The organism is Methylobacterium aerolatum (assembly GCF_022179085.1).
Lineage (GTDB): Bacteria > Pseudomonadota > Alphaproteobacteria > Rhizobiales > Beijerinckiaceae > Methylobacterium > Methylobacterium aerolatum.
The window spans coordinates 77,943-92,886 of the sequence record NZ_BPQE01000001.1 but is presented as its reverse complement, the minus strand read 5'-3'; the positions used below and the strand labels follow the sequence as shown (position 1 = coordinate 92,886).

Annotated in this window: 12 protein-coding genes; 4 read left to right on the top strand and 8 right to left on the bottom strand. The window is 72.7% G+C overall.

Annotated elements, in window-relative coordinates; genetic code table 11:
- Positions 1 to 8 precede the first annotated feature (8 nt).
- A complete protein-coding gene (locus MFF06_RS00350) occupies positions 9 to 1,370 on the top strand; it encodes an RsmB/NOP family class I SAM-dependent RNA methyltransferase (RefSeq protein ID WP_283207225.1) in 1,362 nt (453 codons plus the stop codon).
- A 105-nt stretch (positions 1,371 to 1,475) separates the two neighbouring features.
- Here MFF06_RS00350 and MFF06_RS00345 read toward each other — a convergent pair whose 3' ends face one another.
- The 4 genes from MFF06_RS00345 to MFF06_RS00330 all read right to left on the bottom strand — a co-directional run bounded on the left by MFF06_RS00345 (position 1,476) and on the right by MFF06_RS00330 (position 6,287).
- The gene (locus MFF06_RS00345; protein WP_465263229.1) at positions 1,476 to 2,858 is read right to left on the bottom strand and encodes an MDR family MFS transporter; all 1,383 of its coding nucleotides are present in this window, start codon (positions 2,856 to 2,858) and stop codon (positions 1,476 to 1,478) included.
- Between the two features lie 340 nt (positions 2,859 to 3,198).
- A complete protein-coding gene (purD, locus tag MFF06_RS00340; protein ID WP_238200982.1) occupies positions 3,199 to 4,500 on the bottom strand; it encodes a phosphoribosylamine--glycine ligase in 1,302 nt (433 codons plus the stop codon).
- 141 nt (positions 4,501 to 4,641) lie between these two features.
- Positions 4,642 to 4,980 (bottom strand): hypothetical protein, encoded by a 339-nt coding sequence (locus tag MFF06_RS00335; protein WP_238200981.1) that lies wholly within the window; start codon positions 4,978 to 4,980, stop codon positions 4,642 to 4,644.
- Between the two features lie 71 nt (positions 4,981 to 5,051).
- On the bottom strand, positions 5,052 to 6,287 hold the full coding sequence (locus tag MFF06_RS00330; RefSeq protein WP_238200980.1) for an oxalate decarboxylase family bicupin: 1,236 nt from the start codon (positions 6,285 to 6,287) through the stop codon (positions 5,052 to 5,054).
- Between the two features lie 297 nt (positions 6,288 to 6,584).
- Here MFF06_RS00330 and MFF06_RS00325 point away from each other — a divergent pair, with 297 nt between their 5' ends.
- Positions 6,585 to 7,856, top strand: a complete 1,272-nt coding sequence (locus tag MFF06_RS00325) for an efflux RND transporter periplasmic adaptor subunit (RefSeq protein WP_238200979.1) — start codon at positions 6,585 to 6,587, stop codon at positions 7,854 to 7,856.
- A 160-nt stretch (positions 7,857 to 8,016) separates the two neighbouring features.
- On the opposite strand, the gene MFF06_RS00320 is transcribed toward MFF06_RS00325, so the two are convergent.
- The 4 genes from MFF06_RS00320 to MFF06_RS00305 all read right to left on the bottom strand — a co-directional run bounded on the left by MFF06_RS00320 (position 8,017) and on the right by MFF06_RS00305 (position 12,366).
- A complete protein-coding gene (locus tag MFF06_RS00320; RefSeq protein WP_238200978.1) occupies positions 8,017 to 10,257 on the bottom strand; it encodes a xanthine dehydrogenase family protein molybdopterin-binding subunit in 2,241 nt (746 codons plus the stop codon).
- 146 nt (positions 10,258 to 10,403) lie between these two features.
- Positions 10,404 to 11,444, bottom strand: coding sequence for an FAD binding domain-containing protein (locus tag MFF06_RS00315; protein ID WP_238200977.1), 1,041 nt, complete (start codon positions 11,442 to 11,444; stop codon positions 10,404 to 10,406).
- On the bottom strand, positions 11,441 to 11,932 hold the full coding sequence (locus MFF06_RS00310) for a (2Fe-2S)-binding protein (protein WP_238200976.1): 492 nt from the start codon (positions 11,930 to 11,932) through the stop codon (positions 11,441 to 11,443). Before MFF06_RS00310 ends, MFF06_RS00315 begins: the two co-directional genes overlap by 4 nt.
- 173 nt (positions 11,933 to 12,105) lie before the next feature.
- Positions 12,106 to 12,366 carry a hypothetical protein gene (locus tag MFF06_RS00305; RefSeq protein WP_238200975.1) on the bottom strand — a complete coding sequence of 87 codons (261 nt, stop codon included), beginning with the start codon at positions 12,364 to 12,366 and terminating at the stop codon, positions 12,106 to 12,108.
- A gap of 150 nt (positions 12,367 to 12,516) precedes the next feature.
- Between MFF06_RS00305 and MFF06_RS00300 the strand changes: the two genes are divergently transcribed.
- Positions 12,517 to 13,773: a sensor histidine kinase gene (locus tag MFF06_RS00300; RefSeq protein ID WP_238200974.1), complete on the top strand. Its 1,257-nt coding sequence runs from the start codon at positions 12,517 to 12,519 to the stop codon at positions 13,771 to 13,773.
- A gap of 292 nt (positions 13,774 to 14,065) precedes the next feature.
- Positions 14,066 to 14,542: a hypothetical protein gene (locus tag MFF06_RS00295; RefSeq protein ID WP_238200973.1), complete on the top strand. Its 477-nt coding sequence runs from the start codon at positions 14,066 to 14,068 to the stop codon at positions 14,540 to 14,542.
- The last annotated feature ends 402 nt before the right edge of the window (positions 14,543 to 14,944 follow it).

Here is a 14,944-nt window from a genome sequence, read left to right as displayed (position 1 = left end):
CACCAAACGTGGCATCTCGAGGCAGGGTCCGCAACGCGGCGGGCGACGATCAAGCGCAGGGCGATCAGGATCGGGACGCGGCGGGGCTCGGTGCCCGCCGGGTCGCGGTGCGGGCGGTGGCGGAGCTGATCGGCCAGGAGCGTCCCCCCGCCCTGGACGAGGCCTTGGCCACGGCGCTCAGGGCCGAGCGGCTGGAGCCGGGGGACGCCGCCCTGGCGCGGGCCATCGCGGTCGCGACCTTCCGCCGCCTCGGCCAGATCCGTGGGGCGCTCGCCGCGCGGCTCGACCGGGGGCTGCCCTCGGGCAAGCCGCGCCTCGTCGCCATCCTCACGACCGCCTGCGCCCAGATCCTCGACCTGTCGGTGCCGGACCACGCCGCCGTCGATCTGGCCGTGCGCCTCGCCAAGGCCGACGGGCGGACCGCCGGTCTCGCGGGCATGGTCAACGCGGTGCTGCGCCGGGTGGCGCGGGAGCGCGAGGCGATTCTCGCGGGGGCCGACCCGCTGTCCGGCAACACGCCGGACTGGCTCGCCCGCCGCTGGACCGCCGCCCGCGGCGCGGAGACGGCCGAGGCCATCGCGCGGGCCCACCTCGCCGGCGCCGCCATCGACCTGACCCTGCGGGACGAGGGGGCCCGGGAGGTGTGGGAGGAACGCCTCGGCGCCGAGGCGCTGCCCACGGGCTCCCTGCGCCTGCCTGCGGACGGGGCGCCGATCCCCGAGCTGCCGGGCTTCTCCGAGGGCGCGTGGTGGGTGCAGGACGCCGCCGCCGCGATCCCCGCCCGGCTGCTGGCCGTGGGGGAGGGGGAGCGGGTCCTCGACCTCTGCGCCGCGCCGGGGGGCAAGACCATGCAGCTCGCGAGCCGGGGCGCCACCGTGACGGCCCTCGACCGGTCCGCCCCGCGCCTGGGGCGGCTGCGGGAGAACCTCGCCCGCCTCGGCCTCTCCGCCGAGGTCGCGGTGGCCGACGCCACGACCTACGCGGCGGAGCCCTTCGACGCCGTGCTCCTCGACGCCCCCTGCTCGGCCACCGGCACGATCCGCCGCCACCCCGACGTGGCCTGGACGAAGGCCGAGGCCGACATCGGCCGCCTCGCGGATCTCCAGACGGCGCTCCTCGACCGGGCCGCCGACCTCGTGCGGCCGGGAGGGCGGATGGTCTACTGCACCTGCTCCCTGGAGCCGGAGGAGGGCGAGGACCAGATCCGCGCCTTCCTGGCCCGCGATTCCCGCTTCACGCGGGTGCCCGTGCGGCCGGAAGAGGTCGGCGGCCGAACGGAGCTGATCGACGCCAACGGCGACCTGCGCACGCTCCCGAGCCACGGCCTCGACGGCTTCTTCGCCGCCCGCCTGCACCGCAGCGAGCCCTAGGATCCCAAAGGACCGGGTCCTTTGGTGGGCTCCAGGGGCAAAGCCCCTGGGTCTTCGCAGGGCGCTGCCCTGCACCCGCCCAAGGGCTCGCCCTTGGGGAACCCCTTACTTCGGGCGCTCGCCCAGGGGGCGTTCTTCCAGGAGCGCCAGGAAGGCGAGGGCCATGAGGAGGCACAGGCAGGCCGCCACGAAGACCGCGCGGAAGGCTCCGGCCAGCAGCGCCGGGTCGGCGCCGCGCAGGAGGCCCGCGATGTCCGCCCCGGTCTGGCCCGCCGCCGCCCCGAGGACGAGGGTGCCGAACAGGGCGACGATCAGCGCGCCGCCCAGGGAGCGGAAGAAGTTCATCGCCGCCGTGGCGATGCCGAGCTGGTCCGGGGCGACGGCATTCTGGATGGTGATCGTCGAGAGCGGCAGGATCGTCCCTAAGCCGATCGACAGGAAGGCCAGCGCCACCTCCATCAGCCAGAAGGGCAGGTCCCGGCCGTAGACCGCGAGCGTCAGGCAGGCGACGAGGCTGCCGACCATCATCGCGAGCGGCACGCGCTTGTAGTGCCGGAAATACAGCATCGAGCGGCCCGACAGGGTCGCCCCCGTGACGGTGCCGATCATCAGCGGCACCAGGGCGAGGCCGGACTGGCTCGCCGACAGCCCGACCACCCCCTCGAGGAAGATCGGCACGTAGATCGTGAGCCCGATGAAGGTGCCCATGGCGAAGCAGGCGGCGAGCGTGGCGCAGGCTACGATCCGGTTCGCCAGGACGGCGGTGGGGATCAAGGGCTCCCGGGCCGTGAGGAGCCGGGCGACGAAGGCTCCGCCGAAGACGAGCGCCGCCCCGAGGAGGCCGAGGACCGGCGCGGAGAGCCACGGGTCCTGCACCCCGCCCCGGCTCAGGGCGAGGAGCAGGGTGGTGGAGCTGACGACGAGGAGGAGCGCACCCGCGTAGTCGAGCCGGTGGCGCCGCCCGTGGCGGGGGAGGAGCTTCAGCTTGTCGTTGGTGAGCCAGAAGGCCAGGAATCCGATCGGCAGGTTGATCCAGAAGATCAGCGACCAGTGCAGGTGCTGGGACAGCACGCCGCCCAGGAGAGGCCCCGCCACCGAGGCGGTGGCGAACACGCCCGCGATGTAGACCTGATACCCCGCCCGCTCCCGGGGCGTCATGATGTCGGCGAGGATCGTCTGCGAGAGGGCGATGAGCCCGCCGCCGCCGATCCCCTGGATGGCCCGGGCGAAGGCCAGGGCGATCATCGTCGGCGCCAGGGCGCAGGCCAGCGAGCCGAGGCTGAAGACCGCGATGGCGATGAGCAGCATCACCCGCCGCCCGTGGATGTCGCTGAGCTTGCCGTAGAGCGGCGTCACGGCGGTGGAGGCCAGGAGGTAGGCGGTGACGATCCAGGGGAGGTGGGCGGCGTCCCCGAGATCGAGGCCGATCGTCGGCATCGCGGTGGCGACGATGGTCTGGTCGAGGGCGGCGAGCAGCATCGCCGCCATCAGGCCCGCGACGATCGCCCGGATCTCGTGGGCCGCGAGGCGGGTCCGCGCGGGGGGCGGAACGGCTCCGGCGGCGGGAGGAGGGGAGGTGGCGCCGGGAGACGGGTCGGCGCTCGCCGCCGCGGCGAGGGCGCCGTCGCGCTGGTCGGTGAGGGGCACGCGTCCTGCCTTGTCCTGAACGCCGGGCACCCGCCGACGGGGGCGGGGATCGCGGCGGGAAGGGAGGCCGCCCGCGAGGAAGCGCGGCGCGGGGCGTCGCGGAGGGCGGTCCGGGAGACGAAGGTTCTAGCGCGGCACGGGGCCGCGACCAGTTCCTTCCCCGGCGAGGCTCACGGGGGAGCTATGCGTGCGCCGGGGCGGCGTCCGAGGCATCCCCCTCCGCCTCGCGGGCGACGGCCCGATAGCCGATGTCCCGGCGGCAGAAGCCCTCCGGCCAGTCGATCCGGGCGACGGCCGCGTAGGCGCGGCCCTGGGCCTCGGTCACGCTGTCGCCCAGGGCGGTGACGGCCAGCACGCGCCCGCCATCGGCCAGCAGCCTGTCACCCTCCGCGCGGGTGCCCGCCTGGAAGACGTGGACGCCGGTGCCCTCGGCGGCCTCGATCCCGCGGATCACCGAGCCCCGGACCACGGCGCCGGGATAGCCGGCCGCCGCCATCACGACGGTGAGGGCGGCGCGGGCGGGATCGGATTCGAGGGTGACGCCGGTGAGGTCGCCGTCGCAGGCGGAGAGCAGGGCCGGCACGAGGTCGGACGACAGGCGCGGCATCAGCACCTGCGCCTCGGGATCGCCAAAGCGGGTGTTGTACTCGATGAGCTTCGGCCCGTCGGCGGTCAGCATCAGCCCGGCATAGAGGATGCCGGTGAAGGGGCAGCCCCGGTCGCGCATGCCGGCGAGGGTCGGCGCGATGATCTCGGCCATCACCCGCGCCTCGATCTCCGGGGTGACGACGGCGGCAGGCGCGTAGGCCCCCATGCCGCCGGTGTTCGGCCCCCGGTCGCCGTCGTAGACGCGCTTGTGGTCCTGGGCGGTGCCGATGGGGATGGCGCGGGTGCCATCGCACAGGGCGAAGAAGCTCGCCTCCTCGCCGAACAGGCACTCCTCGATCACCACCTCCGCGCCCGGATCGGCGAAGAGGGCCTCCAGGGCGTCCTCGGCCTGTTCCACGCTCTCCGCCACGGTGACGCCCTTGCCGGCGGCGAGGCCGTCCGCCTTCACGACGATGGGCGCGCCCTGCGCCTTCACGTAGGCGCGGGCCTCCGCGAGGCCGGTGAAGCGGGCGAAGGCGGCGGTGGGAATGCCGTACTCGGCGCACAGGTCCTTCGTGAACCCCTTCGAGCCTTCGAGCCGGGCGGCGTCGCGGGTCGGGCCGAAGGCGCGGATGCCGGCGGCTTTGAGGTCGTCCACGAGGCCGGCCACGAGGGGCGCCTCCGGGCCCACCACGACGAGGCCGATCCGCTCGGCCCGGCAGAAGGCAGCCACGGCGGCATGGTCCGCGACGCTCAGGTCGGGCCGGTTGGTCCCGTGGCGCGCGGTGCCGGGGTTGCCGGGGGCGGTGAAGAGCTGGGTGCAGAGGGGGCTCTGCGACAGGCGCCACGCGAGGGCGTGCTCGCGTCCGCCGGAACCGATCAGGAGGATTTTCATGCCTGGACCATCATCGTCCCCGGTTTTGGACCCTCGGCCGGGGCGAGAAAAGGCCTATTCTCGACTTGTCCCGTGCCGGTCCCCCGGTTGATTCAGCGGCACGCCGTGCCGGGCCGTACCGATCCCGCCGGGGCGGGACCCTCAGCAGCCGGTGCAGATCCCCATGTCGAAGCCGCGATGGCCGGTCCCCCGCGTGACCCGGCCCACCGCCCGATGGCGCGACCGCCCGACGATCCCGTAGGCGCCGGGGAAGCCCTGGGTCGAGGGCGCGAACTGCACGTTGCGCTGCGCCTGCATGTTGAGGGTGTTGAACTCGGAGGTGCTCTGCAACTGCTGGCTGCGGAACTGGCTCTGTAGGGCGAAGGACGAGTTGGCGGCGTTCGGATTGCCGAGCTGGACCTGCGCGGCGGCGGGGGAGGCCGCCGCGAGGGTGAGAGTGAGGACGAACGCGAGGGCGCCTGGGGCGTGGAAGGGGCGCATGGATGTCTCCCGGAAGACCGTGCGGCGAGTGTAGGCCGACGCTTCGGCCCTGTCGCGGGTTCCGGGGCGCGTCAACCGGGCACGACCGGGTGCTTCCCCGTCGGCAGGCCGTCGACCTGCGCCATCGCCATCTTGGTATGCGCCTGGACGAGGGCGTGGGGGGTCAGCGCCAGCCACTGGGTGAGGGAGATGTCGGCGTAGCGCGGGCTCTTGAACATCTCCAGGAAGGTCAGGGTCTCGGTGCCGGTGTTCTCGATGTAATGGCCCATGGCGAAGGGCACGTAGCCGACGTCGCCGGCCTGATAGTCGAAGGTGCGGGCCTTCGATTCCGAACCGAACACCGTCATCCGGCCCTTGCCGGAGAGGTAGTACTGCCACTCGTCGCCGTTCGGGTGCCAGTGCAGCTCCCGCATCCCGCCGGGCTCGACCTCCACGAGGGCGGCGGCGATGGTGGCCGAGGCCGGGAAGATTGAGGAATCGGTGATCCGCACCGTGCCGCCCTTGGTGCGGACCGGCTCCTGGGCGAGCATGCGGTGGCTGAAGCTCTTCGGGATCGGCCCCGCGCCGCCGGTCCTGTCGGCGGCGAGCGGGCCGGGCGCGGGCCCCGGGAAGATGTAGAGTTCCTTCTGCGGAACGGCGGCGAAGGCGCTCTCCGGCAGACCGAAATTCTTGGCGAGCACGTCGCGGGGCGTATGCGCCAGCCAGTCGGTGAGGAGGAAGGTCGAATCCTCCGAGAAGCCGCCGTCGTCGAAGACGAGCAGGAACTCGCAGCCGTCCGCCGGCCCGTCGAGCCCCTGGATCGAATGGGGGATGCCCGAGGGGAAGTACCAGAGGTCGCCCTCGCCCACGTCGTCGGCGAAGGTCCGGCCGTCCTGGTCGATGGCGGTGATCCGGGCGCGGCCCTTGATCATGTAGGCCCACTCCGCCTCCTTGTGCCAGTGCATCTCTCGCACCGCGTTGGCCTTGAGGCGCATGTTCACTCCGGCCATCGCCTTCGAGACCGGCAATTCGCGGATCGTGGTCTGCCGGGCCCAGCCGCCGTCCTCCAGCCGCATGTGGCTGTCGGCGAAGGACCATTTCAGGTTCGGCATGGTGCCGTGGTCGGTGGCGGGCGGGGCGACGGTGTAGGGATCCTGCGCCTCCCGCTGCGGGTTCTTCGGCCCGAGGATGTCCGCGCCCTTGGGGCCCCGCTCCGGCACGGGCGCCGCGCCCTGGGCGGGGGAGGGGCTTTGCGCGACGGCGGGAGAGGCCGCGAGCGCGCCGCCGGCCGCGGCGGCGATCAGTCCGCGTCGGGAGAAGTCGGTCATCGGGAGGATCCTCCGGTGGCGTCGCCAAGGCCAAGGTCGAGGCGAGAGGTCGATGGGCGGCCGCTAACGGGCGAGGGGGCGTGGCGGTTCGAGCGGGGAGCACATTCGTCGCGCCGCCGGATGGGCCGCCGGACGCGGTTCGTGCGTTCTCCGCATCGGCGCCCTGTCCGCCGGTTCCGGCTAAAGGGTCCCCGCGGTCCGGACGGACACGGCCCGGAAACACATGTCACGGAGAGTGCTGCGGCGCCGACGGGGCTCGCCCGGCGGCGTCTCCTTTCAGTCGCGGACGGCAGACGGATGGCGGACGAGGGCGAATCCGGACGGGCGGGCTTGCGCGGCGTGTCGTGGCTGATGCTGCTCGCCCTCGCCGGTGTGGGCTTCCTCGGCTACCGCACATGGTCCGAGCCGTCGCGGGCGGCGGTGCCCCCGCGCGCGCAGGCGGGTCCGGCCGGGAGCGGCCCCGTCTCCGTGCGCGTGGCGACCGCCCGCCGCCTCGCCGACACGCTGGACCTGACGCAGACCGGGACGACCCAGGCCTTCGACACGGCCAACCTCTTTCCCCGCGCCACCGGCTACATCGCGGAGCGGCGGATCGACATCGGCTCGCGGGTGAGGAAGGGGGACCTCCTCTTCCGCATCAGTGCCCCCGACCTCGACCAGCAGCTCGCCCAGGCGCAATCGCAGGTCGTGCAGCTCCAGGCGGCGCTCGCCCAGGCCAAGGCGATGGTCGATCAGGCCGAGGCGAACCGCCACCTCGCCGACGTCAACAACAAGCGCACCTCGACGCTCGTCACCACGGGCGCCACCACCGCGCAGAACGCCGACACGGCCCAGGCCGGCGTTCTGACCCAGGCCGCCAACCTCGCCGCCGCCAAGGCGATGGTGAAGGTCGCCGAGGCCAACGTCGCCGCGCAGGAGGCCCAGGTCGGGCGCCTCAAGGTGCTCACCGGCTTCGAGGAGATCCGCGCGCCCTTCGACGGCGTGGTCACCGCCCGCAGCGTCGATCAGGGCGACGCCGTGACGGCGGACACGAATTCCGGAACGCCGCTCGCCACCCTGGTGCGGGACGACGTGCTGCGCATGGCGGTGAACGTGCCCCTTTACGCCGCCGACGGGGTCCGCGACGGGCTGCCCGCGCGGATCACGGTGGCGCAGATCCCCGGCAAGGTCTTTCCCGGCACGGTCTCGCGCTCCTCGGCGGCCCTGCTCTACGCCTCCCGGACCCTGGTGACGCAGGTCGACATCCCGAACCCGACCCGCGAGTTGCAGCCGGGCTTCTACATCACCGTGACCCTGTCGATCCCGCGCCCCGCGCCGGTGGTGAGCGTGCCCAACGAGGCGCTGATCTTCGACCAGACCGGCACCCGCGTGGCGGTGCTGGAGCCGTCCGGGGTGGGGCAGGGGTTCGTGGTGCGGATGCGCCCGGTGGCGATTGAGCGCCAGCTCGACACCACCCTCGACCTGCGGGCGGGCCTCGCGGGCGGCGAGCAGGTGGTCGTCGCCCCGCCGGCCTCCCTGCGCGACGGCGACGCGGCGGTACCGCGCCAGCAGCCCAAGGCGGGGACGTGAGGTCGGCTCGGCCGTCGAGCACCCCCCGTCATTGCGAGCGCAGTGAAGCAATCCAGGGATGCGCCGCGTTCGGAAACGGCCCGCCGCCCTGGATTGCTTCACTGCGTTCGCGATGACGTGCGAGAGGGGACGAGGGGGAAGCCCCCTCGCCCGGACCGTCTCAGCCCAGCAGCTTGTCCAGCGTGATCGGGATGTCGCGCACTCGCACGCCGGTGGCGTGCCACACGGCGTTGGCGATGGCACCCGCCGTGCCGGTGATGCCGATCTCGCCCACGCCCTTCACGCCGAGCGCGTTCACCACCGAATCCTCCTCGGCGACGAGGATCGCCTCCATCGGCGGGATGTCGGCGTTCACGGGCACATGGTACTCGGCCAGGTTGTCGTTGAGGAACCGGCCGGTGCGCGGGTCCATCTCCGCCCGCTCGTGGAGGGCGAAGGAGAGGCCCCAGATCATGCCGCCGTAGTACTGGCTCCTCACGAGGTGCGGGTTGATGATCCGCCCCGCCGCGAAGGCGCCGACCAGACGGCTCACCCGCACCTGTCCGAGGTCGGGATCGACCTTGACCTCCGCGAAGACCGCCCCGTGGGCGTGCATCGCGTAGGAGTTCTGGGCGGCCGGGTCGGCGCCCGCCTTGCCCTTGCCCTCGACCGCCGCCTTGCCCGCCCGGGTGAGGATGTCGGCGAAGGATTCGCTGCGGCTCGGGTCGTCCCGACGGGTGAGGCGCCCGCCCGCGGCGGTGACGCCCGCATTGCCCGCGCCGAAGAGCGGTGAGGCTTGGTCGTTCACGGCGAGCGCCGTCAACTGGTCGATCACGTCCTTGGCCGCCGCGTGGATCGCGTTGCCGGCGGTGGCGGTGTGGCCCGAGCCGCCCGCGATGCCCGCGTTCGGCAGGTCGGAGGAGCCCATGCGGAAGGTCAGCGCCTCCATGCCGAGGCCGAGGCCGTCGGCGGCGATCTGGGCGAGCGCCGTCCAGGCGCCCTGGCCCATGTCGAGGGCGCCGATCTCCACCGTGCCGGAGCCGTCCGCCCGGATCTCGGCCCGCGCCATCCCTTCGAAGATCAGCGCCGGGAAGGTCGCGGTGCCCATGCCCGTGCCGACGAGGAAGCCGTCCTTGTCGCGGGTCTGCCGGGGCTTCAGGGGGCGCCCGGCCCAGCCGAAGGCCTGCGCGCCGCGGGCGTAGCACTCGCGCAGCGCCTTCGAGGAGAAGGGCTTGCCGGAGAAGGGCTCGACCTCGGCGTAGTTGGCCAGCCGGAACTCCAGCGGGTCCATGTTCAGGTCGAAGGCGAGTTCGTCCAGCGCGCTCTCGATGGCGACGCTGCCCGAGGCCTCGCCGGGCGCGCGCATGAACAGCGGCGTGCCGGTATCGAGCCGCACCGCCTCGTGGCGGATGGCGGTGGCTTGGCTGGCGTAGAGGGTCGTGGTCACCCGGCCCGCCGGCTCGAAGAAGTCGTCGAAGCTCGACGAGGCGGTGAGGATGTGGTGATCGAGCGCCGTGAGCTTTCCGGCCCCGTCGGCGCCGAGCCGCAGGGTCTGCCGGGTCGGGCCGCGGTGGCCCATCGGCCCGTACATCTGCGAGCGGGTCGGGACCAGCTTCACCGGCTTGCCCACGAGCTTGGCCGCCATGCAGGCCAGCACCTGCGGCCCGGCGGGCACGCCCTTCGAGCCGAATCCGCCCCCGAGATAGGGGCTCTCGATGTGGATGTCGGTGGGCTTGATGCCGAAGAGGGCGCCGAGACGCCCCTGCGCGATGGCGAGACCCTGCGTCGGCATGAACAGGGAGAGTTTGTCGCCGTCCCAGCTCGCCACCGCCGCGTGCGGCTCCATGGCGTTGTGGTACTGGGCGGGGGTCTCGTAGGTGCCGGTGAACGTCTTGGCCGCCGCAGCCAGGCCCGCCTCCACGTCGCCGTCGACCTGCTCGGCCGGGGCGCCGACGCCGACGGAATCCGGGGTGAAGACCTCGCCGGAATCGAGCCCGATGCGCGGGGTCTCCTCCTCGTAGGTCGGCGCCAGCAGGCGCGCGCCCTCGGTGGCGGCCTCCAGGGTCTGCGCGATCACCACGGCGATGGGCTGGTTGGCGTAGCGGACGTGATCGTTCTGCAGGACGTCGATCCGGAAGGTGAAGGGCACGTCCTTCAGGTCCGGGTCCTTGGCGAGCTTCGGGGCGTTCTCCGGCGTCATCACCTTGACGACGCCGGGATGGGCCTCGGCCGCCGCGACGTCGAGGCTTTTCACCCGGCCGCGGGCGATCTTCGCCACGCAGAGGGCCGCGTGCAGGGTGCCCGGCGGCAGGTTGTCGGCGGCGAAGCGCGCTTGGCCCTTCACCTTGAGGGGGCCGTCCCGACGGGTGAGGGGCTGGCCGATGCTGGAGCCGTGGCGGGTGGGTTCGATGGTCGAGGTCATGGGATGATCCTCATCGGAAAGACGATGGACGGCTCGCCGACCCCGTCGGTGCGAGCGGAGCGAAGCAATCCGGGGACAGGCTGAGTTCCGAAGCGGCCCGCCGAGCCTCAGGTCGCTTCGCTCTCGTTCGCGATGACGGCGCCGCCTCAGACGAGTCCGAAGGGGGAGGCGGGCAGCGCCGGGATGCGCGCGGGCGTTCCGGCGGCGGCCGAGGTGAGGGCCCGGACCGCCACCCGCCGGGCGAGTTCGACCTTGAAGGCGTTGGCCTCGCCCGTGGGCTTGGCGCTGTCGAGCGCGATCCGGGCGGCCTCCGCGAAGGCCTCGGGGGAGGGCGCTTTGCCGGCGAGCGACCCTTCCGCCTCCGGCACCCGCCAGGGCTTCAGGGCGAGGCCGCCGAAGGCGAGGCGGGCCTGTCCGATCCGGCCGCCGTCGAGAGTCAGGGCGGCGGCGGCCGAAACCACGGCGAAGGCGTAGGAGGTCCGGTCGCGGACCTTGAGGTAGCGTGCGTTGCCGGCAAACTGCGCGGCCTCGGCGGGGAGGGTGAGGGCGGTCACCAACTCGCCCGGCTCCAGCACGGTCTCCCGCTCCGGATGGTCGCCCGGCAGCAGGTGGAACTCCGTGAGCTTGACGCTCCGTTTGCCCCCCTGCCCCTCGATCTCGACGGACGCGTCGAGGGCGGCGAGCGGGACGCAGAAGTCCGAGGGGTGGGTGGCGATGCAGTGCTCGCTCCAGCCCTGGACCGCGTGGATGCGCGTCGCATGGCCCAGCGCCGCGCAGCCCGAGCCCGGCTGGCGCTTGTTGCAGGGGGAGACCGCGTCCGTGAAGTACTGACAGCGGGTCCGCTGCATCAGGTTGCCGCCCACGGTGGCGGCGTTGCGCAGCTGCGCAGAGGCGCCGGCCAGCAGCGCCTCGGCCACCATCGGGTAGGTCCTGGCCACATGCGGGTCGTCGGCCACGTCGCTGTTGCGGGCGAGCGCGCCGATGCGGAGCGACCCGTCGGCCCTCGCCTCGATCCCCGACAGGCCGGGGAGGCGGGTGATGTCGATGACCCGTTCCGGGTTGGTGACCCCGCCCTTCATCAGATCGACGAGGTTGGTGCCGGCGGCGAGGAAGGCGCTGCCCGGCTGCCGGGCCGCCGCGATGGCGTCGGCGACGCTCGATGCGCGGGAATAGTCGAACAGGATCACGCCGCGTCCTCCCGAGGTTCCATGCGGGCGCTCGCGTCCTTCACCGCCTCCAGGATCCCGGCATAGGCGCCGCAGCGGCAGAGGTTGCCGCTCATTCCCTCGCGGATGCGCTCGGGATCGGTGCCCGCCCGGCCCTCGCGGATGAGGCCCACGGCGCTCATGATCTGGCCCGGCGTGCAGAAGCCGCACTGGAACCCGTCATGGGCGATGAAGGCGGCCTGGACCGGATGGAGGGCGTCGCCCTCGGACAGGCCCTCGATGGTCAGCACCTCGGCCCCGTCGAGGCTGACGGCGAGTTGCAGGCAGGCGTTGATCCGCCGACCGTCCACCAGCACCGTGCAGGCGCCGCACTGGCCCCGGTCGCAGCCCTTCTTGGCGCCGGTGAGGCCGAGGCGCTCCCGCAGCAGATCGAGGAGGGTGATGCGGGGATCGTCCAGATCGATGGCGTGAGGCTTCCCGTTCAGGGTAAGCCTGATGGGTATCGTCATGCTCGCACTTCCGCAGCGTGAGGCTGGAACGGTTACAAGTAGACGAGGGGACCGGAGCGGCGAGCCCATTGGTCCGAGAAATGTGCGCTACGTCACCGACGGCCGCTGCCGCGACGGCTGGGGGGAGGCGACGGAGCGCCCCCGGCGGGCCCGTTGCGCCGGCCGCGGGAGCGTCAGCGCCCCACGGCCCCGCGCAGGGCCGCGACGAGGGTCTCGACGGTCTCCTGCGCCTCGTCTCCGAGCGCGATCTCCGTCTCGCCCGCCGTGGCGAGGCCGCGTTCGGTCAGTTCCTCGACGCCCTTCGGATCGGCCTCGTGACCCGCGCCGTCCTTGCGCACGACGGAGGTGACGCGCTCGCCGCTTACCAGCCGGTGATAGGCGGCGAAGGCCAGGATCGAGAGGGCATGGTCGGAGAGTCCCTTGACGTCGGCCATCGTCGGATCCTGTGGGTTTCGGGAGGGTAGCGGCGCAACGCGACGGCACGGCGTCCGGGTCCCGCCGGGGACGAAACGCCGCGCGGGGTCGTTCACTGCCGCGCAACACCCTCGCGCCCAACCCATCGCGCTGATAAGTTTCGCCCCGCTATGCCGACCCGTCCCGACGACCCCCGCATCGAGCCGAGCCCCGAGCAGGACTCGGCCCCCGACACCCGCGACGCGTCCGGGCGCCGCCTGCGCCAGCAGGCGATCCTGTCGGAATTCGGGGTGGAGGCGCTGCGCGCCACCGACCTCGATCCCCTGCTCCAGCGCGCGACGGAACTCTGCGCCGAGGGGATGGACGCCGAGTACTGCAAGGCCCTGGAATACCTGCGCGGCGAGGACACGCTGCTCGTGCGGGCCGGCGTCGGCTGGAAGCCGCACGTGATCGGCCATGCCCGGGTCGGCGCCGACCTCGCCTCCCCGGCGGGTTTCGCCCTGAAGACCGGCCGCCCCGTGATCTCGAACCACCTCGCCGACGAGACCCGGTTCCGCACGCCGCAGCTCATGGCCGACCACGGCATCCGCCGGGCGATCAACGTCCTGATCGAGAACCGGGACGGCGCCTTCGGCGTGCTGGAGGTGGACGACAGCCGCGAGGGCATGTTCGAGGAGGCCGACATCGCCTTCATGCAGGGCTTCGCCAACCTGCTGGGCAGCGCCATCGAGCGCCAGCGGACGGAGGGCCTGCTGCGCGCCGCCCTGGCCCGGCAGGATCTGCTCGCCCGGGAGATGAGCCACCGGGTCAAGAACAGCCTCGCCATCGTGGCGAGCCTCCTGACCCTCCAGGCCCGGTCGCACGAGGGCGAGCCCGCCGTTCTCGCCGCCCTCCAGGATGCCCGCAGCCGCGTGGAAGCCATCGCCACCGTGCACGACCAGCTCTGGCGCGAGGGCCATCAGGCGGGCGTGGACGGGGCAGGGGAGGCGCCCCCCGGCGAGATCGACCTCGCGCCCTTCCTCGACAAGCTCGTCGGCAACCTCGCGAGCGGCGCTCCGCCCCATCGCCTGACCTGCCGCGCGGACGCCCTGCGCCTGTCGGCCGACCTCGCCATCCCGATCGGCCTGCTCGTGAACGAGTTCGTGACCAACGCCCTGAAATACGCCTATCCGGCCGCGCGCTTCCCCGACGGCGGCGAGATCCGCATCCGGGCGACCCTCCACGGGGACGGGCTGCGGGTCGAGGTGGCCGATGACGGTATCGGCCTGCCGGCGGGGTTCGAGATCGGCCGGGCCTCGAAGAGCCTCGGCATGCGCGTGGTCGGCAGCCTCTCCCGCCAGCTCGGCGGCACGCTGAGCCTTCCGGCGGCGGGGCAGGGGGCGGTGTTCCGCCTCGACATGCCCCTGGAGCGGGGCAGGGGGGCTTGAGCGCCCTCGCCCCCGTTGGGACGGCCGGATGCACCGGGCGAGGTGATTCGCGCCGGATCGTCCCGTGCGGGAGCCGATCAAATCCTCGGTTGTATCTGCATAGTAATATCTCGATGTAATTGTATATTCGATCGACGAAGTGCCGCCTTCGTTCGGATTTCGACAGGATGTGGCGCGGCGACGACGGAGATCGAGCGGAACGATCCCTATCGTCACCCCCGCCCTGCCCCGCAGGCCCGAAGGTCGGGCCCCGGCGAGCGTCGCGGGCGAGCTCGTCACGGGGATGTCAGCCTTGTCCTTCCTTGCCGCCGCGATCCTCGCCCTCGCACTGACGGCCGGCCCGGTCTCGGCGGCGCCCGCGCCTGCGGCCGAGCCCGCCCCTGCCCAGCCCGCCCCTGCCCAGCCCGCGCCGGTCCTTGAAAGCGAGACGCCCATCGCCTTCCCGCTCACCCGCATCGTCCCGAAGGGCGAGGCGAGGGCGATCGCTTTCCTCACCTCTCTCTTCCCGGATTGCTCGAGCCAGGGCCCCGTCGTCATCCGCCTCTTGAGCCAGCCGAAGCACGGGCGGGTCACCGTCGAGGACGAGAATTCCTTCCCGCGCTACGAACCTGCCTCACCGCTCGCCGCCTGCAACGCCCGCAAGGTGCCGGGCAAGCGCGTGACCTTCGAGTCCGACGAGAAATTCGAGGGAACGGACGCGTTCCGGATGCTCGTGATCAACGCCGACGGCTCCGGCTACGAGGTCGCCGTCAAGATGCTGGTGCGGTAGCGCGCGGCGGCTGGCTGGTCCGATCCGGAGCACCCCGCGGCCGGGGGCGCGGGGAGGGGGTCCCGGAGACCACGAACCTCCTGCCCCGACCGGGTGCTCGATCCCCCTCCTCGTCCTGCCGGGAGCCCGACCGGACAGGTCACGATTCCCGCCGTCTCGACGCCATCCAGGGACGCGCCGCGCCTGGAAATGCCCCGCTGCCCTGGATGGCCCCGCTCCGCTCGCAAGGATGCGGAGGGCGTTCTCATCCGCCACGACCTCTTCGGCCGGACCCGGAAACCCTGTCCGGTAAGGGTAGGATCCCTGAACCGCAGGGTACCCCAACGCTCATCCGCAATTCGCATAAGATATATTATGGAACTTCGCGAGATGGGCGGGCTGGGGGAAGGGGGCTTCGGTGTC